Origin of the sequence: Bacillus sp. IT-79MI2, from assembly GCF_949768135.1 — a bacterium.
GTDB classification, from domain to species: domain Bacteria; phylum Bacillota; class Bacilli; order Bacillales; family Bacillaceae_G; genus Bacillus_A; species Bacillus_A pseudomycoides.
Genome location: NZ_CATKPV010000055.1, coordinates 1 through 26250, shown reverse-complemented (window position 1 = coordinate 26250; position 26250 = coordinate 1). Strand labels below are relative to the sequence as shown.

General features: G+C 35.4%; 19 protein-coding genes and 6 pseudogenes. 17 read left to right on the top strand and 8 right to left on the bottom strand.

Annotated elements, in window-relative coordinates; all coding sequences use genetic code 11:
- The first annotated feature begins 39 nt into the window (after positions 1-39).
- Positions 40-705 (top strand): YdeI/OmpD-associated family protein, encoded by a 666-nt coding sequence (locus ACM6HU_RS11525; RefSeq protein WP_077295249.1) that lies wholly within the window; start codon positions 40-42, stop codon positions 703-705.
- A 785-nt stretch (positions 706-1490) separates the two neighbouring features.
- On the opposite strand, the gene ACM6HU_RS11520 is transcribed toward ACM6HU_RS11525, so the two are convergent.
- Positions 1491-2798: a condensation domain-containing protein gene (locus ACM6HU_RS11520; RefSeq protein WP_016113386.1), complete on the bottom strand. Its 1308-nt coding sequence runs from the start codon at positions 2796-2798 to the stop codon at positions 1491-1493.
- Between the two features lie 641 nt (positions 2799-3439).
- On the opposite strand from ACM6HU_RS11520, the gene ACM6HU_RS11515 reads away from it, so the two are divergent.
- Positions 3440-4465: a serine hydrolase domain-containing protein gene (locus ACM6HU_RS11515; protein WP_016113387.1), complete on the top strand. Its 1026-nt coding sequence runs from the start codon at positions 3440-3442 to the stop codon at positions 4463-4465.
- 290 nt (positions 4466-4755) lie between these two features.
- Here ACM6HU_RS11515 and ACM6HU_RS11510 read toward each other — a convergent pair.
- A pseudogene (locus ACM6HU_RS11510) lies at positions 4756-5885 on the bottom strand (IS3 family transposase).
- Positions 5886-6639: 754 nt separating this feature from the next.
- Between ACM6HU_RS11510 and ACM6HU_RS11505 the strand changes: the two are divergent.
- Complete coding sequence (locus tag ACM6HU_RS11505; RefSeq protein ID WP_414848188.1) at positions 6640-7809, top strand: serine hydrolase domain-containing protein; 1170 nt, start codon at positions 6640-6642, stop codon at positions 7807-7809.
- A 595-nt stretch (positions 7810-8404) separates the two neighbouring features.
- On the opposite strand, the gene ACM6HU_RS11500 is transcribed toward ACM6HU_RS11505, so the two are convergent.
- Positions 8405-9820, bottom strand: a complete 1416-nt coding sequence (locus ACM6HU_RS11500) for an amino acid permease (protein ID WP_016113560.1) — start codon at positions 9818-9820, stop codon at positions 8405-8407.
- Between the two features lie 926 nt (positions 9821-10746).
- On the opposite strand from ACM6HU_RS11500, the gene ACM6HU_RS11495 reads away from it, so the two are divergent.
- The 11 genes and pseudogenes from ACM6HU_RS11495 (at position 10747) to ACM6HU_RS11445 (ending at position 20436) form a co-directional block, all read left to right on the top strand.
- Positions 10747-11316 (top strand): dihydrofolate reductase family protein, encoded by a 570-nt coding sequence (locus ACM6HU_RS11495; protein WP_016113561.1) that lies wholly within the window; start codon positions 10747-10749, stop codon positions 11314-11316.
- Between the two features lie 236 nt (positions 11317-11552).
- Positions 11553-12068, top strand: a complete 516-nt coding sequence (locus ACM6HU_RS11490) for a DinB family protein (RefSeq protein WP_016131647.1) — start codon at positions 11553-11555, stop codon at positions 12066-12068.
- A 170-nt stretch (positions 12069-12238) separates the two neighbouring features.
- Complete coding sequence (locus ACM6HU_RS11485; RefSeq protein ID WP_097969794.1) at positions 12239-12760, top strand: DinB family protein; 522 nt, start codon at positions 12239-12241, stop codon at positions 12758-12760.
- A gap of 209 nt (positions 12761-12969) precedes the next feature.
- Positions 12970-13467, top strand: coding sequence for a DinB family protein (locus ACM6HU_RS11480; RefSeq protein WP_414848187.1), 498 nt, complete (start codon positions 12970-12972; stop codon positions 13465-13467).
- A 476-nt stretch (positions 13468-13943) separates the two neighbouring features.
- Positions 13944-14477: a sigma-70 family RNA polymerase sigma factor gene (locus ACM6HU_RS11475; protein WP_414848186.1), complete on the top strand. Its 534-nt coding sequence runs from the start codon at positions 13944-13946 to the stop codon at positions 14475-14477.
- Between the two features lie 4 nt (positions 14478-14481).
- Entirely contained in the window at positions 14482-14889 is a 408-nt protein-coding gene (locus tag ACM6HU_RS11470; protein WP_016113565.1) for a PadR family transcriptional regulator, read from the top strand.
- Positions 14890-14896: 7 nt separating this feature from the next.
- The gene (locus tag ACM6HU_RS11465; RefSeq protein WP_016113566.1) at positions 14897-16162 is read left to right on the top strand and encodes an FtsW/RodA/SpoVE family cell cycle protein; all 1266 of its coding nucleotides are present in this window, start codon (positions 14897-14899) and stop codon (positions 16160-16162) included.
- A 285-nt stretch (positions 16163-16447) separates the two neighbouring features.
- On the top strand, positions 16448-17005 hold the full coding sequence (locus tag ACM6HU_RS11460; RefSeq protein ID WP_016113567.1) for an AAA family ATPase: 558 nt from the start codon (positions 16448-16450) through the stop codon (positions 17003-17005).
- Between the two features lie 843 nt (positions 17006-17848).
- Positions 17849-18445, top strand: a complete 597-nt coding sequence (locus ACM6HU_RS11455; protein ID WP_016132966.1) for a GNAT family N-acetyltransferase — start codon at positions 17849-17851, stop codon at positions 18443-18445.
- 442 nt (positions 18446-18887) lie between these two features.
- Positions 18888-19052, top strand: a pseudogene (locus tag ACM6HU_RS11450) (tyrosine-type recombinase/integrase); the annotation flags it as partial.
- Between the two features lie 187 nt (positions 19053-19239).
- Positions 19240-20436, top strand: a complete 1197-nt coding sequence (locus tag ACM6HU_RS11445; protein ID WP_016113572.1) for an FAD-dependent monooxygenase — start codon at positions 19240-19242, stop codon at positions 20434-20436.
- A gap of 225 nt (positions 20437-20661) precedes the next feature.
- On the opposite strand, the gene ACM6HU_RS11440 is transcribed toward ACM6HU_RS11445, so the two are convergent.
- A complete protein-coding gene (locus ACM6HU_RS11440; protein ID WP_077295726.1) occupies positions 20662-20760 on the bottom strand; it encodes a YjcZ family sporulation protein in 99 nt (32 codons plus the stop codon).
- A gap of 150 nt (positions 20761-20910) precedes the next feature.
- Positions 20911-21033, bottom strand: coding sequence for a YjcZ family sporulation protein (locus ACM6HU_RS11435; protein WP_077295728.1), 123 nt, complete (start codon positions 21031-21033; stop codon positions 20911-20913).
- Positions 21034-21760: 727 nt separating this feature from the next.
- On the opposite strand from ACM6HU_RS11435, the gene ACM6HU_RS11430 reads away from it, so the two are divergent.
- A complete protein-coding gene (locus ACM6HU_RS11430) occupies positions 21761-22999 on the top strand; it encodes a YcaO-like family protein (RefSeq protein WP_016113574.1) in 1239 nt (412 codons plus the stop codon).
- 127 nt (positions 23000-23126) lie between these two features.
- On the opposite strand, the pseudogene ACM6HU_RS11425 reads toward ACM6HU_RS11430, so the two are convergent.
- From ACM6HU_RS11425 to ACM6HU_RS11415, 3 pseudogenes are all read right to left on the bottom strand, one after another.
- A pseudogene (locus ACM6HU_RS11425) lies at positions 23127-23576 on the bottom strand (tyrosine-type recombinase/integrase); the annotation flags it as partial.
- A pseudogene (locus ACM6HU_RS11420) lies at positions 23572-24057 on the bottom strand (transposase); the annotation flags it as partial. The pseudogenes ACM6HU_RS11420 and ACM6HU_RS11425, both read right to left, overlap by 5 nt.
- 376 nt (positions 24058-24433) lie before the next feature.
- Positions 24434-24610, bottom strand: a pseudogene (locus ACM6HU_RS11415) (IS1595 family transposase); the annotation flags it as partial.
- A 107-nt stretch (positions 24611-24717) separates the two neighbouring features.
- Between ACM6HU_RS11415 and ACM6HU_RS11410 the strand changes: the two are divergent.
- Both ACM6HU_RS11410 and ACM6HU_RS11405 read left to right on the top strand, forming a co-directional pair.
- Entirely contained in the window at positions 24718-25626 is a 909-nt protein-coding gene (locus ACM6HU_RS11410; RefSeq protein ID WP_016113577.1) for an alpha/beta fold hydrolase, read from the top strand.
- 379 nt (positions 25627-26005) lie between these two features.
- Positions 26006-26250 (top strand): annotated as a pseudogene (locus ACM6HU_RS11405) (alveolysin); the annotation flags it as partial.

Sequence of the window (26250 nt, the reverse complement as noted above, 5' to 3'; positions counted from 1 at the left end):
CTGTCAGCTAATCGAAAAATTGAAGAGGGGTGTTCCTTGGTGACAAATAGTGAAATGAATCCTAAAGTTGATGAATTTTTAAGTAAAGCTAAAAAGTGGAAGGAAGAATATGAGAAGTTGAGAAATATCGTTCTTGACTGTGAGCTGACCGAAGAATTTAAGTGGATGCATCCTTGTTACACGTTTGAGAAAAAAAACATAGTTTTAATACATGGATTTAAAGAATATTGTGCGCTTCTGTTTCAAAAAGGTGCCTTGTTGCAGGATGCCGATGGGATTCTAATCCAACAAACGGAGAATGTACAGGCGGCGCGCCAGATTCGGTTCACCAATGTTCAAGAAATAGTTGAAATGGAAACCATCTTAAAAGCCTATATTTATGAAGCCATTGAAGTTGAAAAAGCCGGTTTAGAAGTGAAAATGAAAGAGCATAAAGAATTCATAATTCCTGAAGAACTTCAAAAAAAATTCGATGAAATCCCCGCGTTGAAAACTGCTTTTGAAGCATTGACGCCGGGACGGCAAAGAGCATACATTCTTTATTTTTCTCAACCCAAACAATCCAAAACTCGAGAGTCAAGGGTTGAAAAATATATCGAGCAAATTCTCAATGGAAAGGGATTAAATGATTGCACTTGTGGACTATCTCAAAAGCAGCCCAACTGTGACGGCTCGCACAAGTCATTCGATAAGAAAATAAATTAATCAAACTTTAAGATATTACCTCACTTTGAGTTCATTCGAACTCCTTTTAGATCGCAGGTAACACTCAATCAAATAATTTAAAATGGAAAAAATAAAAAAGTGATTCGTAGAGTATAAGCAAACTACCGTATAACAGGCTTACGCATTACCGGTTAAGAAAAGAAAAATACTGCACACAAAAGTGTACCCTTTGGCTTTTTGCTGAAAGGTACACTTTTCTTGAACAAGCCAATCTAAAAAAGTCGGTTCCTTAGCGTACAAAATTCCCGAAATATTGGCGGTACCCCACATCCATCAACTTAAGAAATACGCTCTTCCCAAAAACGAAAAAAATGAGCTGAATTCTCATAAATAACTGTAGAGATATAAAATTTTTGTTTTGAGGATATATTTAAATCTTAGGTTGATGAGCATGGACGGTACTCCTATTATGAGTAATATGTATGAAACATTTCAAAAAAATAATAAAAAGAGCTGATTCAAAGTGTAGTTTAAATCAGCTCTTTTTTCTCTTTTTTAGTACTTTTATGCCGATATATCTTGTTTTTCTCGCGGTGCAAATTGTTTTTCACTACGATTTTCCATAAATATAAAACATAAAGATAGGTGCGATCAGAGAAGATTTAACAAAAATAGTTTATGAAGCAAGCGAAGATAAATTTTTATCGGGAGTAAGACCTGTCTGGTAAATATAGAGTTTATAAAAGAGATTAGCCGTACATGAGACGAGCCCCTAAAATACAATTCCGCTAGAAATTTTTGCGCTATATTCTCTTTTATTTTATTTATGATAGTTGATTAACAACACTTTCTAAAAATTTGTCTACCTTTTCTTTTGATGTATCCGGCGCATGATAACCAATCGTAAATGTAAGTCTTCTATTATAAAAGCTTGCACCCATTGAAAAGAATGGTGCATACATAATGGGTGATGTCATATACCCGTCCTCAGCTTGAACTTCACCAAACTGAATAGGTTCATCAGCGATCACCCCGAAATTTGTCAGTAATGGCAACGCCATCCCCATCTGTAAAGCCTGTTCGTATTGCTGATTATACATTTCCTTCACCGTAGATAGCTTCATACCTGCCAGTAGCTCCATTCCTGCTGCTGAAGAAAGACCTGGATTTTGAGACTTTATTTTATCCATTGATTGTTTAACTCGAACAAGAGTCTGATTAAATGATTCATCATCTTCCATTTTAATCACTGGCATTTCCATACCGGATAAGTTGCAAATAGCACCAGTTGTATAATTAGGCAGATATCGACGTAAATCAATTGTCAAACCGATCATTTTTTCTGCGGTGCGAGGTTCTGCATACACAGTGAAATGTGATAAAGCTCGGAAGTATGCAGTCATGATTACATCATTCAAGGTAGCCTGTTGTGCTTTTGTCCATTGGGTTAGACGTAGAGTTTGCTCATGGCTCAACCGCCGTACGGACATTTGGGGGGATTTATTTTTGTTGGGTTGAGATGGAAAAGACCATAACGATGCCTGTTGTTCTTGGTTAGGACGATACGCACTTTTTACGTCCGATATTCCAGCATATTTGAATACATGTGATTGATCTCGAAAACTCTCATTTCCCTCACCAAATTCCTTTATAATTTGATCCTTAGATCGTCCCAAGGAAAGGTGAGTATAAATTGCTCCAAGCAAATTAATATATTCTTTGACTCCTGTGCCATCTGAACATAGATGAGATAATTTCACAACTAACATATCTGTTGTAGTGCCTCGTAATAATTTTGTTTGAACCATAGGCCCCTGAATACGATCACCAGGTTCCTTAATAAAATCTATTACCATTTTTTCAAGTTCTTGATTATTTCCTTCTGCAAAAAGGCAAATAGGTGAGTTAGTGCCAGATGAATGTTCCTCCCAGTAAGGAATATCATTTTCTACAAACCGGCTGTTCAAAACTGGCTGCAATTGTAACGTTATCCTTACTGATTGTTCAAGTATTTTCTTTGATATACCTACAGGAAAATAAAGAACTGCATTAATTTGTTGATCTGCAGAATAAAGACCTAATAAATAATTCATTCGATCTTGAGGTGTTACTGAATACTTTCTTTGTTCCATAATTTTGTCCCCCTTTTAGGACCTTTTTTGTATAACCTTATTCTCCATATGGTTGTAACTTTTCTAGTCATTTTTCTTTAAGAGCTAATAATGCTTATTTTTTGAAATTTTTCACGAAAGCATCTTTTCCGTACTGGTTCCGTTCTTTTTGCAGCTCTTTGTAGGTGATATACCCATTATTTTATTGTTGTTAATATTTCCCATCTCTTTCTGGAAAATCAAACGTAAATCAATTTAGTTTAAATATATACAAACATATTGCAATTATGTCTGGGAATTATCAATAAAACAAATGAATCATTTTTATGTCTGTTAATAAAAAAACAATAATATAATACGTTCAGGGGTTACTTCATAATAAAAGGTTGATGGGCATGGGGTCCCGCCACATCGTTATCAAGTTAAGAAACTCATCGTTCTCCAAAACGAAAAAAATGAACTGGATTCTCATAGACAACTGTGGTGAGATAAAGTTTTTGTTTTGGGGGTACTTCAAAATCTTAGCTTGATGGCAATGGGGGCATCTCAAAATCTTGTCCTGAAAAACTGGACTTTATTCTTTTCTGGTATTAATGAGTAAAAGGAAATTCGTACTAAAATGGGGAATAATACATTACTATCTATGAATAAGGGGGATTATTTTGAGCAATCGAGTTTTAAACCTTACTAAAGCAATTCATAACATAATAGATGAACAATTTTCTGGAGCTATTTACATCAAGGCTAACAATGAACTCTTATTTGAATCAGCATTTGGTTATGCGAACAGGGCGGATAAAAAATTGAATACTGTTCATACACGTTTTGGAATTGCATCTGGCTGTAAGTTGTTTACAGCTGTTGCTATTTGCCAACTCGTTGAAAAGGGTTTACTATCATTTGAAACTCGTCTTGAAAATTGTTTGAACATAAAATTTCCGCATTTTAACAAAGGCGTAACAATTCATCACCTTTTGACCCACAGTTCTGGAATACCGGACTATTTTGATGAACAAGTAATGGATGACTTTGAAGACCTTTGGAAACAAATACCTATGTATCTCTTGAATGACGCAAAAGATTTTCTTCCTTTATTTCAAAATGGGGAGATGATGTTCCAACCTGGAGAGAAATTCCACTACAATAATGCAGGATTTATTGTTTTAGGTTTAATCGTGGAACAACAATCAGGACTTTCTTTTACCGACTATATTGAAGCAAATCTCTTCCAACGATGTGGAATGAATGACTCAGGATATTTTCCTTTAGATCGACTCCCTAAAAGCACTGCCTATGGGTACATAGATAATAAAGATGAAACATGGAGAACAAATACCTACTCGATTCCAATAAAAGGTGGAGCTGATGGGGGGGCTTTTATTACACCATCAGATATGATCAAATTTTGGGAAGCATTGTTAAATCATCAGCTTTTAAGTAAAGAATACACAGAAATACTTTTAAATTCGCAAATCCATGTTAAAGATGGGGTAGATTATGGATATGGACTTTGGATCACTAAAAGGGAAAAATCTATAATTAAGTATCATGTAATGGGATATGACCCTGGCGTGAGCTTCCATTCTGCTTTTTATCCTAAATCAGGAATCAAGATAGCGATACCTTCAAACAAAAGTTCAGGATCCTTTGAAGTAATGAAGGGGATTGAAGAAATTTTTGAGATATGATCAAACTTTTTTATAAGGGGTAGCACCTTATGCCCATCAACCTAAGATTTTGAAGTATCCCCAAAACGAAAATTTCATCCTTTCATAGTTGTCCATAGAAATTTAGTTCGTTTTTTTCGTTTTGGGGAAGAATGTATTTCTTAACTTGATAGCGATGTGGCGGTACCCTATTGCTATCAAGCTAAGGTTTTAATATACCCCCTAAATGAACATTTTCTTTTTCTACAGGTAGTTACTTTGAGAAGTCAGCTCATTTTTTCGTTTTGAGGGCGTGGTGTGTCAACACGAAACTAGACAATTTTTTTAAGGTGTTCCTGCCTGTACTGAACAGGGCTCAAATAGCCTAATGTGCCATGGATTCTAACATTGTTAAACCAGTTTACGTAGTCGTTCAATTCTAAAATCAATTCTTCTAAACTTGTGAAATGACGATCGCGAACGAACTCTGTTTTAAAGATTTTGTAGGTTGCTTCCGCTACCGCATTATCATATGGACAGCCTTTCGCACTTAATGAACGCTGGATTTTGAAGGTCTCTAACGTGTCATGGATCAGCTTGTTTTTGAACTCATTTCCTCGATCTGTATGAAATAAGGTAATCCGATTTAAGTTTGTTTTCACCGTTGCGAAAGCTTGTGAAACAAGCTCGGCATCTTTCTTTTGGCCTGCGCTATGGCCTATGATTTCTCGATTAAAGAGATCGACTAATAAACATACGTAGTTCTACTTTTTGTTCATACGGACGTATGTTAAATCACTTACGACTACAGCCAGCTCTTCTTGTTGGTTGAACTGACGATTGAGTTCGTTTGAAATGTTTTCTTCGTTACAGCTAACTCTCTTCGGCTTAAATTGTGCAATCGTATAGTTCGATACTAAACCTTGGTTCTGCATGATTCGCCCAATACGGCGACGTGAAATCACATATCCTACCTTTTTTAGTTCTACTTTTATCTTTCGTGTTCCATAGTTCTGACGGCTCTCTCGGAAGATTTCTTTCACGAGTGGTGACAATTCATCTCCTGTATCTTGTGCTTGTTTGGCTTCATAATAATACGTTGCTCTTGATAATTGTAGGACATTGCACATTGCTGATATTGAGTATTTATGTAGGTTATTCTTCACTACTTTTACTTTCGTCCTAGTATCAGCGCTGCTTGCTTTAAAATATCATTTTCCATAAGAAGTTGTTTGTTTTGTTTTCTCAACGCTTCCAACTCTAGTTGTTCAGCGGTCTTATTATCTTTCTCTTTAAACGAGCCAGACGTATGATTTTGATTGATCCATCGATCCAATGATGATGGTGTTAATCCATATTCCTTAATGATGTCTTTTCTTGGTTTACCATTCTGATACAGTTGAACCATTTGGTGCTTAAATTCCGCTGTAAAGGTTCTTCTTTCTCTTTTATTGTTCGTCATAGTAGATTCTCCTCAAATATATTAGTTGTAGTCTACTTGACCTTATTTTTTTTGTCTAGTTCAGTGTAGCCTATCCAGGCGTTTATTTTTCTTAAGCTGATGGATATGGAGTCCCCCCTAGGTTAAATAAATTTCCAATTAGAAACAAGTGATTTTAACAACGTTAGGAGTGTTTCATACAACACAATGTCATTTGTGTTGTATCACAAGAAGAAAAATCACATTAGAAAAGAGCCGGAATTCACCCTGTTAAGAGTAAACCGACTCCTTAATATTTAAAGGACGAAAAAAAGAAACACAGAAGCAAAAACCCTCTGTGTTTCTTTTTGATTCATATATTTATTGGAAAATATTTTGAACTTTCCGGCACAGATTCTCCTTCTACCCTATTATAGAAGCTATTTTGAACGTAAGTAATTTGTAAGGAATGGGTAAGGAAAAAGAGATTTTCATTGTGTATGATCAAAATATAAAGAGGCGTGAAAGGCGGAACAGATATGACTTATATATGAAAAACAAACCAGTAACAAGAGTGTTTCAAGGAAAAGAAGTAATTTCTGGGGTTAACATACATGTGGAAGAAGAGGGATTTACCGTTTGTTAGGAGAGAATGGCGTTTGTAAAAATAATAATTATGAAGATGATTACGAATTCAATGTTGACCTTTTGTCATTGGTGGAGATGATAGATGTGTGGTTAGTATGAAACAGCAAGCAACCACCTATACAATATGAATAGAGGAGAGGAATGCCTTATGAAAACACGTAGTCAAATTACATTTGCAAGTCTGGCCCTTTTTATAGCTGGAAGTTCCCTGTTATACACAACGCCCACCTCAATTGTAAAAGCAGAGCCCAATCAAAATGTATCTAGTTCGTTACAAACAAGCACTGAGCGAGATCGTAATTCCGTCAAACAAGCAATGCGGGATACATTGCATCTTGGATTCCCGGGGATACTTACTAAAACTTCCGAGGGTGGAAAAACGTGGAGTTATGCCGCTGGGGTAGCGAATCTGAGCACCAAGAAACCAATGGAAACAGATTTTCGCTTTCGCATTGGCAGCGTGACGAAGACGTTCACCGCAACGGTTGTACTTCAATTAGCTGGAGAGAACCGCCTGAATCTAGACGACTCCATCGAAAAATGGTTGCCTGGTGTCATTCAAGGAAACGGATATGATGGTAAACAGATTACCATCCGGCAGATATTGAACCATACAAGTGGTATCGCTGAATACACAAGGTCAAAAGACTTTGATATTATGGATACAAAAAAATCGTATACGGCTGAAGAATTAGTAAAGATGGGGATTTCTCTGCCCCCAGACTTTGCCCCAGGAAAGGGCTGGTCTTATTCAAACACAGGATACGTATTACTGGGTATCCTTATTGAAAAAGTAACCGGAAACAGCTATGCGGAAGAGATTGAAAATCGGATTATTGAACCGCTTGAATTGTCGAATACATTCCTACCTGGCAATTCAAGCGTTATTCCAGGCACCAAGCATGCCCGTGGATATTTCCTACCAGACGGAGCAAGTGAGCTAAAAGACGTTACTTATTATAACCCAAGTATGGGTAGCTCGGCTGGAGATATGATTTCTACTGCTGACGACTTAAACAAATTCTTCTCTCACTTACTCAGTGGCAAATTACTGAAGGAACAGCAACTAAAGCAAATGCTTACTACAGTTCCTACAGGAGAAGCTGAACTCGGCAGATATGGTCTTGGAATCTATGAAACTAAGCTTCCAAACGGTGTCTCAATATGGGGACACGGAGGTAGCATTCCAGGGTTTGTTACTTTTGCTGGGGGTACACTTGGAGGCAAACATACGTTGTCCGTCAATTTGAACAGTATGGGTAGAGCTAACAGTCCTGATCCTTTTAAAAATATTTTACTTGCTGAATTTAGCAAGTAGGCAACAAATGACATCGGATAAATTTTTTCATAGTTTTTATGGTTAAACATATACCTTTCTGGTTCAAACCCATCACATCGCTATCAAGCTAAGAAAAGCAAATACCCCAAAACGAGAAAATTGGCATCTCCAGGTGAAAATGTACAATTTTTTGTTTTGGGGGGCGTTATAAAATTCTTAAGTTGATGGGCATGTATGGTGACCCCTTAGAGGGATTTTAGCAAGATACATAGGTATATCTGGATTTGGATAAAGGAGCTTAAACTCCTTCGGGTGATGCATTATTTCCAACTGTGAATTTGAAACAGAGTCACGATGTTTTGAATAAAGTTGTAATGTTTATAAAAAAGATACGATGCTTTATCTTTTTTTATCGAAGGATTCTAAAGTGATTGCGTATAAAATTATTTATATGAACATCAAATCAGTAAGGGATAATACTAATCTGTCCCTTTTGTAAAGGGCATTTCGAAAAAAGTTATGTAACATCAAGAAGCTGATTTCTGTATTCAACAGAAGTCAGCTTCTTGAAATTTCATTGATATCTATGTTACTCAACTATCGATATGATTATTAATAGAATTGCTTGTGACTATTATCTCGCCATTTTATCATGTGCTTTTGAAATCGTTTCTTCATTTAAATTACTGTGCTTTATCGAATAAATGAAATATATTACTGCTCCAATAGTTATCCAAATACTGAAGTACACCCATGTTCTTAATGGTAAATTTAGCATTAAGAACACACAACATATAATTGAAATGATTGGTAATATGGGTACAAACGGTACCCTAAATCCACGTTTTAAATTTGGATGTGTTTTACGAAGGATAATAACCGATACACTAACTAGTGCGAACGTTACCAAACCACCAATATTAACTAAATTCGCTAATTCTTTTAAATCAATAAATCCAGCTATCACAGAGCTTCCTATTCCTGCTAATCCAATTGTAAAGGTTGGTGCTCCAGTCTTCTTATTAATCTTCGCAAGTGATTTTGGTAACAGTCCATCACGACTCATTGCAAAGAATACTCGTGTTGCTGCGTACATAGTCGAGAAAATAACAGCCATAAGACCAATTACAGCTCCTACAGCAATTACACCAGCGACTTTCCCTTGCCCTACGGCTTCCATTACATAAGCCATTGCCTCAGGTACATTTAATTCTTTATAGGAAACCATCCCTGTCATAACAAGGCACACTATAACGTAAATAAGTGTACATATGATTAACGATATAATAATAGCGATGGGAAGATTACGTTGTGGATTTTTCACTTCTTCTGCCGAAGTTGCTAATATATCAAATCCCATAAAAGCGAAGAATACGGCTGCCCCACCAGTTACAACGCCACTTAAACCGTATGGTGTAAACGGTACCCAGTTCTCTGGCTTTACATAGAATACACCAACTACAATAAATAATATAACCATTCCAATTTTAATTAACACCATTATGTTATTGATACGTTTACTTTCCTTTGTACCACGTGATAACATCCATGTTATTATCAATGTAATGATTACCGCTGGTAGATTCATAATACCACCTTGTGATGGAATCGTTAACAGAGCTTTGGGTATCTCTAATCCCAATCCACTTATTAAGTTGTGGAAATATCCTGTCCATCCACTAGCGACAGCTGCTGTTGCTACGATATATATTGAGAATAACGTCCAACCTACTAAATGTGCTACAAACTCACCGATTGTTGCATAGGAGTACGTATATACACTACCTGAAGTCGGGAGTGTAGAAGCAATTTCTGCGTAACATAAAGCTATAAATCCACAAACAATCGCTGCAAGTATAAATGAAAAAATAACTGCTGGACCAGCATCTCTCGCTGCTACTAATCCAGTTAACACAAGAACTCCTGTTCCAATTATCGAACCTATCCCTAACATAATCAAATCAAATGTTCCTAATGTTTTCGTTAAGGTCTTACTCTTATTATGCTCTAACAGTTGTGTAACAGATTTCTTTTTTAATAACTTACTCATATTCTCTGTATCCCCTTTAAAAAGTAAGGTATGTTCTTCTAATGCTTGTGGTATACATAAATTTATATAGATATTAGCAAAACTATTAACTTTGCAATATAAGGGATTGAAATATGCGATAAATTTACCGATATTCTTTTCAAAATTTCTATGGGAATCGATTCCATTAACACTGTCCCATATTGGGTATCTAATTTTATTATCTTATCCACCTATTAGATTTATAGGGACGATGCAACAGGAAAGTCGTGAATGTTCGCCTTTTTCTGAAATTTAAACCCCTATTTTTCGTCGTATTTTGTCGAATTATATGAACTATTCTAATTAAAGGTGTTGTGTTTGTAAAGTATTATTTTTTAGAAATCTCTTACAATAAAAACAGATGCTAGAAACCAGCATCTGTTTTTATTTCTCCTATTTGGGGTAGCACCATATCGCTATCAAGCTAAGTAATTTATCACCCCACAAAATGGAAAAATGAGCTTAATACTCAAATATATCTGCAAAGATATAAAATTTTTGTTATGGAGGTGTCGCTTTTAAATAAAGTCACGGTGATTATAAAAAAGACGCGATGTTTTGAATAAAGTCGCGACGTTTATAAAAAAGTTGCGATGTTTTACCCCTTTGGATTTGTTTATCTAAAGGTGTGTTTTTATAATGAAAAGTGAAAAGAATATCTGAACTGAAAGGCGGATTAAGGAACTGTTGAGTAGCAATAAAGTTACTCCACTAAAGGGCCATATTCTTGAATAACTAATTGTGGAAATAATAGGAATTTGAGATAATTTTTATTAAGTTAAAGGGTAGGTTAGCAGTTTAATAACATCAGTAACTTTATTCAGAAATAAATGCTGTAAATAATGAAAATATAAAAAAACTTGGCGGGAGAAACAATATCTAAAAGATTAAAGGGAGGAAGAATTATGTCCAATAACATAAGACCAAGAAGAATAATTTTAGATTTAGCAGTTACTTTAGATGGTTTTATTGAAGGGAAAAACGGGGAAGTTGATTGGTGCATCATGGACCCTGAAATGGGATTTATTAATTTCTTAAATCAAATTGATACTATTTTATATGGAAGAAAAAGCTACGATTTATGGGGACAATTTAGTCCAGAAATTGAAGATACTGATACTGAAAAAGAAATTTGGGAGTTAGTTCATAGTAAAGAAAAATATGTGTTTTCCAGAACGCAAAAAGGGACTGATAATAAAGCAATATTCATAAATGATAATATTCTTGAAGAAGTAAATAAATTAAAGAATAAGCCTGGTAAAGACATCTGGATATATGGTGGAGCAAGCCTTATTACAACTTTTATCAATTTAGGGCTTGTTGATGAATTTAGATTATCTGTTCATCCTGTTATTTTGGGAGAAGGAAGACCGTTGTTTATTGATATAAAACAGAGGTTGAATTTAAAAATGGTTAATACCAGAACGTTCTCGTCTGGCGTTGTGCAACTAATCTATCATTTGAATGGGAATTAATAATATTGCACATTTCAAAGATAAAATACAATAAATATCATTAGGAAATACTCGATAGTAATTGTCACTTCTTCAACAATCGGGCGCTTTTCTGAAATAAGGAGAGCGTCTTTCTTCATGAAAAGGGCCAGTTTGTAGAGGATTTTAACAGGTTTTTTAGAGTTATTATTTAAATAGGGATTTTGAAGTTTTTTGGTGAATATTAAATGTTAATCTAAAAGATGGAGGTTACTGTGATGTTGAAACTGTTTCAATATAACTGGCAAGTTCGTGATGATTGGTTTACATTGTGCGAAGACATACCGGATGAAGAACTATTAAAGAAACGGATCGGTGGGTTCGGCAGTATCCTACATACCCTATTTCACATTGTAGATGTGGAATATATGTGGATCTTAGGTTTGCGAGGTGAACCAGTGCCTGAGGAGCCATTGTTTGAAGATTATGCTAACTTACAAAAAGTGAAAAATCTTTCAGCTCAATACCACGAGAAAGTGAAGCCATTTGTAACATCTTGGACAAATGAAATGGATTCTCGGAAACTTTCAGAAACTGATTTCAATGAAGAACCGATTAGCTCTAGAGATGCACCAATTAGGCGCCGAGTCATTGAATGTACACACGGAGAGATCATACGTCATGTCATTGTCCACGAAATTCACCATATCGGCCAGATATCTATATGGGCACGTGAAATAGGAAAGGAGCCTGTTTCTGCAAATCTGAGAGGAAGAGGGCTATTCGATAATTAGACTGCCTTTGCCAATTTCACAATCGGGCGCTTTTCTGAAATAAGGAGAGCGTCTTTCTTCATGAAAAGGGCCATTTAGTTGAAGATCTCATCAGATAAGTAATAATATTTAAAGGCATAATTCATTCTGATAAAGAATATTAAAAAATGTGATGATAAGGAGGCGATTGTATGGTTAATCATGTGGAAAATCTATATAACTATCATGTATGGGCAAATCAACGGATTATTGATCATCTTAAGACACTTTCTCCTGAGAAATATCAAAAGGAAATGAAAAGTGTCTTTTCTTCTGTTTCAAAGGTTTTGTCACATATCTATTTAGTGGACTATGGATGGCTTAATATCCTCGAAGGTCAGAATATGAACGAAGCAATGCAATCTTCATTACAACTTCAAGAAAAGATAGAGAAACTGCCCATTGAAGACCTAGAAATGGAATTCCACACTTTATCAACTCGGTTTAAATCCTTTTTGAAAAGTCAGGAGGATATAGAAAAGAGAATTATGCTGGATAATCCATGGGCGAGTTTAAGAGAAACAAGTCTATCTGAAATGATCTTACATGTTGTAAATCATGGAACCTATCATAGAGGGAATATTTCAGCTATGTTGCATCAATTGGGTGATTCTTCAGTTATGACTGATTATGCTTTTTATTGGTATTCTGATAATGTGATTCATCAGAAATAGGTAAGAGAAGAGTAATCCATTTTTTCGTCAAAAAGGTGACGTTTGTTGAGAACGAGATCTGTTTACACAGCTCTATCTTTCAGCTAACAGATAGCTTTAATCAAACAATTGTTGATCTAAAATGATCTGACTCTTCTATGATATTTAACATTAGCAGCTAGAATAAGTTAATTGCTTTTACAATACCCCATAAGGGAGGAGAGGAATTTATGGTCAAAAAACTGATCGTCGGCGACGCAACGTATGAACTGGCCACTACGCGCCGCATTCTGGAACGCTTGCCCGAGGAGCATATGTCGTGGAAGCCGCATGAGAAATCGATGGCGCTCGGCGGGCTGGCCACGCACCTGATCAACCTGCTAAACTGGCAAGTCGCGATTTTTCAGTACCCGGAGTTCGATCTTTCGACCGTGCCGCTGAGGCGCGAGCCTTTAGAAAAACGCGCTGACGTTCTGGAGGAGTTCGACGCAAACGTCGGCAAGTTGGAAAATCTGCTCGCCGAATGCGAAGAGAAAACGCTCGACGAGGAATGGACGCTGCGCCACGGCGACCATATCATCCTCCGAGAGCCGCGGGCGATCGCGCTCCGCACCTTCGGATTAAGCCACATGGTTCATCACCGGGCGCAGCTCGGGGTTTATTTGCGACTTCTCGATATTCCGGTGCCGGGCATCTACGGCCCCTCGGCCGACGAGGAAGCCCAATGAATTAAGTTTCTCGATCCAATACTCGCCAAAAAGTCGTAGGGCACTGACATGATCGCCGGTACTCTACTACAAGGGACAAGAATGATTACAATCCTTGATCACTAACAGTTGAGGATTTTTAATTGAACAATACCAGTTAATATCAGCTTTTTGTTTATTCAAGAAAAGGGCGCCATTCTTAAGTAAGAGGGCGTCTTCTTTTATTGGGCCATTTAATTGAATAAGTCTTATTAAACGAACGGTGGCAGGATAATGAATTTCATGGAGTAAAATAAGAAATTAGAGTAGAGAATTATTTAGAAAACAAAAAGGGATATGCCTTTGTTAAAATAAAAGATTTATTTTTAGTAAAGAAAAATTAAGCTTGAAATAAAGGTTTAAAAAACGGTATGGACATTGCAAACCGTTTTTTTTTAGGGATTTATAAAACTTTTCAATGGAGTGCGTCGTCTAATAAATGGGAAGGAGGAACTGATGTGGATGAATTAACAGCAGAGGCGTTTGAAATAGAAGATAAGGAGGACCTTATAGATGAGATAATGAACAAGTATGGACAGGAAATCTTACAGCTTGTTTATTCATATGTGAATAATAAAGAGGTCGCTGAGGACTTAACGCAAGATATATTTGTTAAATGTTATAAATCTCTTCATACATACAAAGGGAAATCAAATGTAAAAACATGGTTGTGGAGAATTGCCATTAATCATTGTAAGGACTATATAAAAAGTTGGTATAACAAAAAGGTAATCGTTACAGAGGATGAATTTACGTATATTGGGATTCAAAAAGAAAGTGTTGAACAAACTGTTATTCAAAATGCAGAGGACCGTAGGCTGGCTTCTGCAGTAATGAATTTACCGATAAAATATCGGGAAGTGATTTATCTCTTTTATTATGAAGAATTGCCAATCAAAGATATTGCTATGGTAATAGAAGTGAAGGAAAACACGATAAAAACAAGACTAAAAAGAGCCAAGGAACTCTTGAAGAAAGGATTGGAGGAATAATCAAATGGAAGATCGATTAAAAGGTCTACGAAAATCAATGGAGAATACAACTTTTAAACATTTGAGTTTTTCTGATCAGCATCGAAAGCAGGTACACGAAAAAATTAATCAATCATACGAAAATGAAGAAGATATCCTTTTAGCAGTTTTGCAACTTCTCATGAATGAAAAAACAGGGTACGAATTGGCACAGCTATTGCGTGGGAGAGGGATTCAAAAATTCGAAGGAAATGAAGGTTTTTTATACACCTTATTACATCGTCTGGAACAGAATCGTTTTATCCAATCAAGTTGGGATCATTCAGGAGCTAAATATTATCAATTAAATGATAAGGGAAGAAAGATGCTACGAAAGGCAGAAAAAAATTCTACAAAGGCACGATTTATATTAAAAGGATTAGTACAGGGGTGAGACAAATTTGAATAAAAAAGGGGAGCGTTTTTTAAAAGAAGTTACCAATCATATTAAATCAAAAGAAGCGAAGAACCTTGTGGAAACTGAACTGGATTTTCACTTGAAACAGGCGAAGAATATGTGGATAGAGAAAGGGTTAAGTGAGGAAGTTGCTGAAGACAAGGCTGTTGAACAAATGGGAAGTCCAATCAAACTTGGTCAAGAACTTAACAAACTTCATAAGCCAAAGGTCGATTGGTTCATTATTATTTTATTAGTGACTGCTATGGGGCTAGGCTTTTTGCCAGTTGTAGCTTTTGGACATACGAATGATTTACTAATAAATAAGGTGATATTTGTTATTCTCGGTGTTGCAACGGCTCTTGGGATGATGCTGATTGATTATCGGAAATTAGAGAGACTAGGATGGCTGTTTTACACAATCGGAGTACTCATCCTTTTAATGCTATACTGTTTTCAAAACGCTTCCATGAATGGAGAGCCGTTAATAAAAATTGGTCCCATCGCAATTGAATGTTTAATGGCAGTGCCGTTCTTTCTTCTAGCTTGGGCTTCTTTTTTCAATAACAGTAGGTTAAAAGTTATGCATCTTCTGATATTGTACTTATTTTCTTTGTATCTATTCTTAACTATATCAATTCTTTCACCAATTTTTATCTATATCACGATGGTATTCGTTATGCTTTGGTGGAGTAAATTAGGAAAGAAAAAGGCATGGATCATTACAATTGTACCAATTTGTTTATTTATTATCAGAGTATTCTATTCCTGGTCCTCAGTAAAAGGATACCGGATGGCTAGAATTTTAGGGTACATAAATCCAGAGCAAGATGCAGGTGGCGCAGGGTTTATGTATATACGTTTAAAAGAGGTAATGTCATCAGCAGGTTGGTTTGGTACATCTGGAAATGTAAAGTCTATCCCTGCTGCAGATACTGATTTTGTGTTTGCAAGTTTGACTTACTATTATGGGTATTTGTTTGCGCTAATCCTTGTTTTGATTCTTTCTCTTTTTGTAGCAAGGATAATGGTCATATCTTATAAAATAAATGCTCGGTATGGTAAATTGCTTCTTGTTGGTGGAATGACTCTTTTTGTAGTCCAGTTCATTTATAACGTTGGAATGATCATAGGCTTATTACCGATCGCTTCTATATCATTACCTTTTATTAGCTATGGATTGATGCCAATTCTATTTAATGCGTTTTTAATGGGTATCGTGTTAAGTGTGTATCGACGTAAAAATTTGATATCAAGTAGTTTCATTTAGAATTGAATCTAAAGTTTCTTTACATTAATTTAATAAGGAAACTTTACACTGACATGGGTATTTAGCTTATTCCAGAATAGGGCGCTTTTCTGAAATAAGGAGAGCGTCTTTCTTCATGAAAAGGGCCATTTAACAGCATAACTATTTCAGGTAAACAAATTAAAAACGTTAATGTGGAATGTATTTACTGAACAGCCTAAAATTTTTCAGATAGTATGAAGTTTGTGAAAAAGGGTACTTGAAATTACTGATATAATAATAAAAAATCATTAATGGAGGAAGTCTATGAAATTTGTACTTATATTTGGTCCGCAAGCAGTTGGTAAAATGACAGTAGGGCAAGAGTTAGCTAAAGTAACTGGATTGAAACTATTTCATAACCATATGACCATTGAATTACTTGAGCCCTTATTCAGCTTTAGCCCGGAAATGTGGAGGGTGTCAACTTTATTTAGAAAAGAAATATTCAAGGCAGTGGCTGAGAGTGAACTGGAAGGTTTGATTTTTACATATGTGTGGGCTTTTGATCAACAAGAGGATTGGGACTTCGTAGACCAGACATGTGAAATCTTTGAATCCCAGGGTGCCACTATTTATTTTGTGGAATTAGAAGCCGATATGGACGAGAGGCTGGAAAGAAATAAAAGTCCGCATCGACTTGAGCATAAACCTACCAAAAGAAACGTTGCTTGGTCGGAGAATGAACTAAGAGAATCAATGGAAAAATACAGATTGAACTCCCATAAAGGTGAAATTAAAAATGAGAACTACATAAAAATTAATAATACAAATTTGAATGCTGCAGAAGTAGCTGAAATAGTGTCAAAAAGGTTTGAATTATAAAATCACGTGAATGATCTTCTGTAGATTTAAAAGAAAGTTGTACCGTTTTGAAGAAAGTTGCACCGTTTATAAAAAAGTTGCGATGATTTGAAAAAAGTTTAACCGTTTTAGAGGGGGATTTTTAAAGAAAACATTGTTGTAGCAAGTTTCATGAAAACTTTTGATCGAACTTTTTTATAAAATTTGTACACTAATTTACAATGATTATTCTGTTTTTGATCAAACTTTTTTCAAAATAAATTCTTTTTGGTTCTCACTAAATAAGGATTTTCAAAACATTTCTAATCAAACTTTATTCAAAAGCTACATCTTCAATTATCGGGCGCGATTGTTGAGCAACATAGATAGGAAATGACCAAACTTTTTTATAAAAGAATGAACCAACTAAAAATATTAAGAGCGTGTTTTGATCAATCTTTTTTTAAAAAACGCTCTTTTCTAAGATCGTTTATCAAGGTTATTAGTATCGATTTGATCAAACTTTATTTTAAAGTAACAGGAGGATCATTTTAAAAGAAAATTGGATAGTGGCAAATTTAAAATATTGCTATAGACTTCATCAAATGGTACACTTATAGTACGAACTATTTGAATTTTCTCATTTGTAATCATATAAGACATACAGATTCGAGTCTTTAGACAGTCGCTTAAAGAGCTATCTTTAAGCCGTTCTAAAGGCTTTTTTGTTGTTCCCGCAAGTTTGAACGCTAGTAAAAATCATTAAATTATTGGAGGTGATGGAATGAAACTTGCCTTGCAAAGGCTGTGAAGGAATGTGTTGTGGTGCTGTCCTAACTCAAATGAACTAAAGAATATTCTGTTTAAAAAGGAGACAGTAATACTATGATTATTGAAACAGATATATCTCTAGAAGGAAATTCAATTTCGCTTATTCCTCTCGAGGTGAAGCATAAGGAACAATTATTTGAAGCTTTAAAAAGCCCTGAAGTATGGAAATATTCCTGGCGAAAAGTTACCACAGTGGAGGATATAGAGCAAATATTAATGATAGCTGTTAATAATAAAAAAGATGGGAAACATATACCTTTTATTGTTAAGGATAAACTGAAAGGTCAAGTATTAGGGACAACTCAAATTTGTGGTATTGATAAAGTAAATCGTAATGTGGAAATAGGTTGGACTTGGCTTTCACCAAAAGTTTGGAGAACAAAAGTAAACACAGAATGTAAATTCTTATTACTTAAGTATTGTTTTGAAGAATTAAAAGTAAATCGTGTCCAATTTTCAGTTAGTGGAGAAAACATACGTTCTCAAAAAGCTGTTGAACGAATAGGAGCAACAAAAGAGGGAACTTTTCGTAAACATAGAGTAAAGGCAGACGGAACCATTCAAGACAATATATTTTACAGTATTATTAATGATGAATGGGAGTCAGTAAAAGAAAGATTGATTTATTTATTAGAGAAAGCATACTGTTAGTATCACCTCTTCTTTTTTAATTATCAACTTGATTCAATATTGGTCCAATTAGGACTTGTCCTTTTTCATCACTTGATTCTGAATAATATTTCACTTATTTCTCAAACCAAAAACAATAAATAATTAAGTAGTCGTTGTTCAACTATCGGGCGCTATTCTTTTATAGAGAAAGCGTCTTTTTCTTGTATTTCAAGTGTTCTCATGGTTAAGTAATTTTTTTGTTTTCTACGATTGTTGAATAACTAGCGTATAAAAGAGACTCTCCTTGAACATAATAGAATCTAGATTAATTGATTTATAGAATGGGAGCGTGAAGAATAATGTTATTATCTGAGGCCTGGGAACAGTATCAATTAGATAAAAAAATTGAGGGATATTCACCTTTGACTTTAAAAATATATTGTTTTCAATATAATCTCTTATTACGTTATTTCGGTGACATCATCCTCATCAATTACGTCACAGCTATGCTACACATATGATTAACAACGGTGCGCCACTTGAAGTAATACAAAGCTTACTTGGTCATGAGAAGAGTGAAATCACGAGAATATATGCTCAGCTGAGCGGAAAGTTGAGACACGATTTTTATATTAAATATTTTTGAAAGCTACTGAAATTAATCTTTAATCAAAATCGAGGCATGCATATAAAAAGACGTATCTTTTTGAATTGGGCCATTTTGTTGAATAATTAAATTCCTATTATTTTGTTGTGGTAAATAAGTAGAATAGGTCGTGAATATACTGTGGATATGTTAAGACTTTAATTAGGATGGGAGTGAATAAGCAATTATGATACAAACGATGAGCGTCCTTATTTCTGGTGCGAGCATTGCCGGCACGGCACTCGCTTACTGGCTTCACCGCCACGGATTCGACGTGACTGTAATAGAACGTGCACCAGCATTGCGCACGGGTGGTTACGGGGTTGATATCCGTGGTGCAGCCGTTACGGTGCTTAAGGGGATGGGTATACTTGATCAAGTTCGTGCAGCTGACACGAACATGACTGGTGTTTACTTTGTGAACAGCAAAGGCAAGTTCGAAGGTCAAATAAGCGAAGCGAGTATGGGGAACCAGCAGGGGCTGGACATCGAAATCATGCGTGACGATCTTAGTAACATTTTGTACGATTTAACCAAGGATACGGTTGAATACATTTGGGGCGATTCGATTACCGCTATACATGAGACTGAAGCTGGTGCAGAAGTTCAATTTATTCATGGCAAGCCACAGACATTTGACCTGGTCATCGGTGCGGACGGGCTCCATTCTAATGTGCGCACCTTAACTTTTGGCGACGAAGCACAGTTTAAACGTACGCTTGGCTGTTATATCTCGATTTTCACCCTCGAGAATTACCTCAACCTCGACCACCGCCAGCTGCTTTATACGATACCAGGCAAAACAGTAGGTATGTATAGCGCTCGTGACAATACCGAAGCAAGGGGTATGTTCTTGTTCCAATCAGAGGCATTGAAGTACGACCGCTATGATATAGAATCTCAAAAGAAATTTGTAGAAAATGCCTTCTTAGGCCATACAGGTTGGGAAACCTCGCATCTACTCAAAACCATGAGAGATGCGACAGACTTTTATTTTGACGAGATATGCCAGATTCACATGCCGACATGGTCAAAGGGGCGGATTACATTGGTAGGCGATGCGGCGTATGGCCCATCACCTCTATCGGGTCAAGGATCTAGCCTGGCGCTTGTCGGGGCTTTTGTATTAGCTGGTGAACTCAAAGCTGCAGATGGCGATTTCGCCCGTGCATTTGTTGCCTACGAACAAAAAATGAGAAAGTTTGTTGAGAAAAATCAAAAAATAGGACTAATAGCTGCCGGGAGTATGATTGAAAAATCAAACTTCAAAATCTTTCTTCGCAATTTAATGTTGCGTATACCAACCATTATGGTTGTACAATTTAAGATGATTTCGAAAATGATAGCGAAAGCTGCTAACGGGATAAAGCTGAAAGATTATTGATATGGATAGTTATAAAGGAGTTTTAGCCCAGCATTAATTTATCATTTTAACCGAGAAGACCCCCTCCTCTAAACGAAGTGAAGTGCACCCCAATTGTTAGAGGTAGGTGGGGGTAGTTCAATTCAAACCAACAGGAGGAGGTACTTTAAAATCTTAGGTTAATGGATGTGTGGCGAGACCCCATAAAGAAAAGACACTTATAAGAGTGTCTTTTCTGATTGTTTTTTAGCAGAAGCAAGCAGCTCCAACTATGATTAATAATATAAAGAGCACAATGATTAGGGCGAATCCGCCGCCAAAGCCACAACTACCACCAAAGCCCATAATAGTTCCTCCTTTCAATAGGAGGGGAAAACATTGAGTCATTCATGTGTTCTAACGGTTTACATTACCTTATGTTTTTAGAGGATATATGAGCAGGTCCTTTAAGAAATAAAGAAAAGACACCCATATGAGTGCCTTTTCTAATTGTTTTTAGCAACCTCCGCCGAATCCTCCGCCCCAACAGCTGCAACCAATGATAATTAGCAGGATGAACAGTACAATTAGTAAAGCGAATCCGCCGCCAAAGCCACCACAACTACCACCAAAGCCCATAATAGTTCCTCCTTTCAATAGGAGGGGAAAACATTGAGTCATTCATGTGTTTTAACGGTTTACATTACCTTATGTTTTTAGAGGATATATGAGCAGGTCCTTTTGAAAAAAGAAAAGACACCCTAAGGTGCCTTTCTCCGACTTGAACCATCTTAATCTTAATAATATGTATTGGACTCCCATCCACTTACCATTTTACCATATTTATCTATATCGGTTATTGAGAAAATAAAAGAACCCCTTCGAGTGCTGATACCTACTTCACTACCTTATACTAAAAATTCACTTGCTAATACTCATTCAAAAATAAGGAAAATGCATTATCGTTTATAAAGGTATACTTATATGGACATATTGAGAGTTCTCCTTATCACTAAATACATAAAAATTATAATTACACTCAAAAGTGTAATTATAGAAATAGAATTTGTTGAGAAATTTGAATTTTCATAATAATAGGTTGTTTTTCCAATATTTCCCCTCTATAATTTGGATGTACCACATGATTATATAATGAAGGAGGAGTTCATTATGGGACGTTGGATTATAGTAACAAGTGAAAAGCATGAACCTAAATTAACAGTGTCTGAAACAAAAGAATTACAGAAACTACAAGAAAAAAAATAAAGAAGATAAAGAGGACAATCTTATGATGTCCTCTTTATCTATACATAAATCCATGAAAGTTTGTATTCATTTACTTTATATTTAACTGGGGGTTATTAGAATGCTATATTCTTGGGAAAGAGAAACCTTAGAAGAAATTGCGCATCAACGTATTATGGATACGTTCAAAGAATTAAATTTTTCAGTGAAAAAAAAAGCTTTTGGAGATAAAATACAAACCACATACGTGGAATTATTTAATTTAAATCAACAGATTGAATCATTCGGCGTAGGAAAAGGGAAGTACAATGAATTAGGCGCATTGTTTGAGGCCTTAGAGCATTATACTCTGGAGAACATATCAATGAAAGAGTGTGATTTTTTCTCTTCTCATCATATTGCGAAGAACCCAATATTTGACGGAGAGCGTGTTATGCAATTGATAGTAGAAGAACCAGATCAACAATTACTTTGTAAAAAATACTATGCTTTGAATGATACACAAGAACATGTATGGTATCCATTTTTTATTGCTAATCCACATTATATGCAACATCCAATTGAAACGGATACTTATCAGTATCAGAAAGTACAACGATACAGTTCTAATAGTGGCACAGCCATTGGTTCCACTTTACATGAAGCAATTATTCATGCAACGAATGAAGTCATTGAAAGGGATGCCTTTTCTTTATTCCTACTTCAGCATTTCTATTATGATATGCCAGATCATACATTAAAGATAATTCATCCAAATACGCTTCCACCATCCCTAAAAGAAACGATTGTACACGCAGAAGAGGAATTACAAGAGGAAATTATACTATTGGATATTACAACGGAAGTTGCAATTCCAACTATATTAGCTGTTACAAAAAATAAAAAGCATACTGGTATATTTGGGCTCGGTACATCTTTATACCCTGAATATGCTATCTTGCGAAGTATTACAGAACTGATTCAGGTGAATCATATCGCTTCTGCAAATATTGGTGATGAGCTAGCACATCGAGAGCATTTTTTGAATCATTTACAGCCGTATCCTCGTCACTATGCTTGTGCAGAAATGAATATGTGTTCCGTATTTAATCAATTTCCAGCCACTTATGTTTCGTTTGAGGATTTACCGAGATTTTCAGAACGTAATTTAATACTTTACATCGAAGAACTGCAAGAACGATTACACCAACAACATTTTTCTATCTATTATTCTCCAGTCAAAGAGTTTTCCAATGGTATAAAAATCATACATGTACTAATTCCACAAATGGAGCGTTTTTTATTGATTACAAATGGTCAATTGGTGTTCCCGTCCGAAAGAGGTATGAAAAAGAGTCTTAAATTAAAGTCCAGTTTATAAAAAAACACCCTATAAAGGGGACTAAGAAAAATGCTAATCCGCCCTATATGAGGTACCATCAACATTTTAACGTTTGTTGACAGTACCTCATATATTTTCAACAAAATAAAAAAGCATCTAATTTAAATTAGATGCGGAATATATCAAGTACATTATCTTTTTCTTCCTTATTAATTCCGATATATCTCAATGTAATTTGTAGTGTGCTATGATTTAGTATTTCTTGTAGCATAGCAATATCCTTTGTTTTCTTGTAAAACCAATATCCAAATGTTTTACGCATAGTATGAGTACCAATAGATTCTACTTTGGCAAAATTTCCGGCTTTTTGTAATTGTCGATAGGCTTGAATTTTACTAATGGGTTTATCACCTTTTCGAGAAGGAAATAACCAGGTACTTTTTAGATCTTCAGCGTATGGAAATACTTCCTCAAAAATAGATGTAATATTTATGATACGCTCCTTTTTTGTTTTTCCTTCTTTAACTTTAAATTCTTTCCGTTTTTTTCGCTTCAGTTTTAAAACCTCAGTCGTTTCCATTTTAAGTAAATCACTTACACGTAATCCGGTTCTGGTGCACAAATTTATTTTTATTTGCGTTCGCCTTTACGTGAGTGGAATCTGTCATTAATGCACGTCCTCCCACCATACGATGTTCCATCGCTTGACGTACGATTTCATCGAAGATTTCTTCAAAAATGTTTGTATGAAAAAAACGAGTGCGACGATTCCAGCTAATTGTGGAGTGATCTGGAACGGAATCTGATAAAGAAAACCCTAAAAACCAGCGGTACGCAATATTTGTTTTAATTTCTTTTTCTAATTGACGTTCCGATCGAATACCGTAAAAATAACCAATAAACATCATTTTAAATAAAACGATAGGATGAATAGAGGGACGACCATTGTTTTCACAGTAATAGGGACGTAACTTCTCCTCAATAAAATCAAAATTAATAGTGGCTTCAATTGCACGAAGAAAATGATCGTGTGGAACTAACTCTTCTACAGAAACTGATACGCGTTCATCGCGATGATTTTTTAATGCATCCATCATCAGAAATCTCTCCTTTTCCTCTTTTTTATCAGTGTTGACAGATAAAAAGAGGCTCAGACACAAAAATAGGCTGTGGAGAAGACTTTCTCCACAGCCTGAACATCTTTCAGTATGAAAGATGTTATTAAGATCCTAGCTGCATAAATTTTTCTTTTTACTTGTTTTGGGTAAGTATACTTATCTTAGGTTGATGGGCATGCCCTTATAAGGGTTCATCTTATTTTTTTCGTTTTGGGGAACAGAGAATTTCTTAAGTTGATGGATGTGTGACGCTACCCCATCGCTATCAAGCTAAGCTCATACAACGTCAATTATAGTAGAGGTTGTTTCTTTTTTCTAAAGGTTGTTTTCTAAAAGGCTGTTGTTTTTGTCGTTCATTTACAGTCTCGTGTAGTAATCCTTTAAGTTTTGCGAATTTCTTGTAGTTAGTGGCTGTATCTGTGCATAACAAAGCAGATGGGTGAATATATTCACCTATCACAGTGTCAATTTCTTCGGCTTTGACACGCCCTGTTCCTGCTTTTCGAGCAATCATATTACCGTTTCTAAATTGTTAAACCAAAGTGAGTTTTGGCCAGAATAAGATAAATTTTTAATGGATTATTGCCATGATTATATTGATAAAACTCATCAATATTTTTGTCGAAAGGAGGAATTAAAATGAAGAGAGATGATAATAAGATTGGTCACTTTACATCTGAAAAAGGAAAGGAAGACTTTCAAATTGCTTACGATGAATCAATGGCACTTCTTCCAAAGCCTAACGATACGAAAGATATAAAAACTAAATATGGCACAGTTCGTGCTTATTACTTTACTAAAGAGGAAAATAAACATAAGGAACCAATACTCTTACTCCCTGGACGTGGTGCATCTACTCCAATGTGGGCACCCAATTTAGAAGGGCTAAGGGAGGAAAGGCCTGTTTACATGATAGATTTACTTGGTGAACCTGGAATGAGTGTGCAAACGAAGGTGATTGAAAACCAAAAACAACAAGCAGAATGGTTAAATGAAGTGATTGAAGGATTAGGTTTAGAAAAAGTGCATATCGTGGGTGTCTCAGTTGGTGGTTGGACAACAATGAATTTGGCCAGATATAATCCAGAGCATATTGCTTCGGCTAGTTTATTGGACCCAGTCTTTGTATTTGCGCAAATGCCCGTAAAGATGATTCTAGCATCTATTCCAGCTTCCGTCCCTATTGTACCTAAGTTTATAAGAGAAAAGATGTTAAGCTATGTTTCTGGAGGAGCAGAAACAAATGACGATGAGCCTATTGCTAAATTAATCGAGTCGGGTATGCGTAACTATAAACTTAAAACGCCAGCGCCTGATCTATTTAGTAAAGAAGACTTAAAAAATATCAATGTTCCAGTGCTTGCATTAATGGCCGAAAAAAGTACAATGCACAATTCAGTAAAAGCAGTTGAAACTGGGAAAAAATATGTTAAAGGTATCGATATAGTTAACTGGAAAAATGCATCTCACGCAATCAATGGTGAGTTCTCTAACGAAGTTAATGCTAGGATCCTTGATTTTGTAGAAAAACATTCTAATGAAAACTAAGTTGAAAGTGGAAAATATGTTGTAATAACAACTTTACATTATCACTTTCATTTTTCATAATCGGTATAAAAAATATGATTAATGCTACTCTTATTAACAATGCAAAGGGAGCTTGCTACATTCTTATATGTAATATTGCATATAAGAATGTATTGATAAAAATGTAAGCGCTTACTATAATAAGAGTATAAAGATAAATCACATCTTAGCAACAACAAAAGAGGAGGAAATAATATGACAATCGCAATGACAATTTTAAAATTTGTAGGTGGAGCACTTCCATTCGTTCAAGAACTTTTAAAAGCATTTATGTAAGTTCACTATTTGGCAATTATTTACAAAAAATTATCATACCTTAATACGAAAAAAAAGGAAGAAGTTGATTTTCTTGAAAATTACGAAAAATAATAAAGGAATAAAATTCCTTACATGTTTATTAGTTAGTTTATGCACTATTAATTATTCATCTATTTCCTTCGCGGAAACACAAACAGGTAATTCAGCTGATACAACAAAAAATGCTAGTGGCATTAATACTGGCATAGCAAATTTAAAGTATGATAGTAGAGATATTTTAGCAGTAAATGGTGATAAAGTAGAGAGTTTTGTTCCGAAAGACAGTAT

Excerpts from the sequence above, each read along its gene's own strand:
- ACM6HU_RS11480 (WP_414848187.1), top strand. The coding sequence starts at position 12,970 with ATGGTCAAAAAACTGATCGTCGGCGACGCAACGTATGAACTGGCCACT.
- ACM6HU_RS11495 (WP_016113561.1), top strand. The coding sequence starts at position 10,747 with ATGTCCAATAACATAAGACCAAGAAGAATAATTTTAGATTTAGCAGTT.
- ACM6HU_RS11500 (WP_016113560.1), bottom strand. The coding sequence starts at position 9,820 with ATGAGTAAGTTATTAAAAAAGAAATCTGTTACACAACTGTTAGAGCAT.
- ACM6HU_RS11460 (WP_016113567.1), top strand. The coding sequence starts at position 16,448 with ATGAAATTTGTACTTATATTTGGTCCGCAAGCAGTTGGTAAAATGACA.
- ACM6HU_RS11505 (WP_414848188.1), top strand. The coding sequence starts at position 6,640 with ATGAAAACACGTAGTCAAATTACATTTGCAAGTCTGGCCCTTTTTATA.
- ACM6HU_RS11435 (WP_077295728.1), bottom strand. The coding sequence starts at position 21,033 with ATGGGCTTTGGTGGTAGTTGTGGTGGCTTTGGCGGCGGATTCGCTTTA.
- ACM6HU_RS11455 (WP_016132966.1), top strand. The coding sequence starts at position 17,849 with ATGATTATTGAAACAGATATATCTCTAGAAGGAAATTCAATTTCGCTT.
- ACM6HU_RS11470 (WP_016113565.1), top strand. The coding sequence starts at position 14,482 with ATGGAAGATCGATTAAAAGGTCTACGAAAATCAATGGAGAATACAACT.
- ACM6HU_RS11440 (WP_077295726.1), bottom strand. The coding sequence starts at position 20,760 with ATGGGCTTTGGTGGTAGTTGTGGCTTTGGCGGCGGATTCGCCCTAATC.
- ACM6HU_RS11410 (WP_016113577.1), top strand. The coding sequence starts at position 24,718 with ATGAAGAGAGATGATAATAAGATTGGTCACTTTACATCTGAAAAAGGA.
- ACM6HU_RS11430 (WP_016113574.1), top strand. The coding sequence starts at position 21,761 with ATGCTATATTCTTGGGAAAGAGAAACCTTAGAAGAAATTGCGCATCAA.
- ACM6HU_RS11445 (WP_016113572.1), top strand. The coding sequence starts at position 19,240 with ATGATACAAACGATGAGCGTCCTTATTTCTGGTGCGAGCATTGCCGGC.
- ACM6HU_RS11490 (WP_016131647.1), top strand. The coding sequence starts at position 11,553 with ATGTTGAAACTGTTTCAATATAACTGGCAAGTTCGTGATGATTGGTTT.
- ACM6HU_RS11520 (WP_016113386.1), bottom strand. The coding sequence starts at position 2,798 with ATGGAACAAAGAAAGTATTCAGTAACACCTCAAGATCGAATGAATTAT.
- ACM6HU_RS11485 (WP_097969794.1), top strand. The coding sequence starts at position 12,239 with ATGGTTAATCATGTGGAAAATCTATATAACTATCATGTATGGGCAAAT.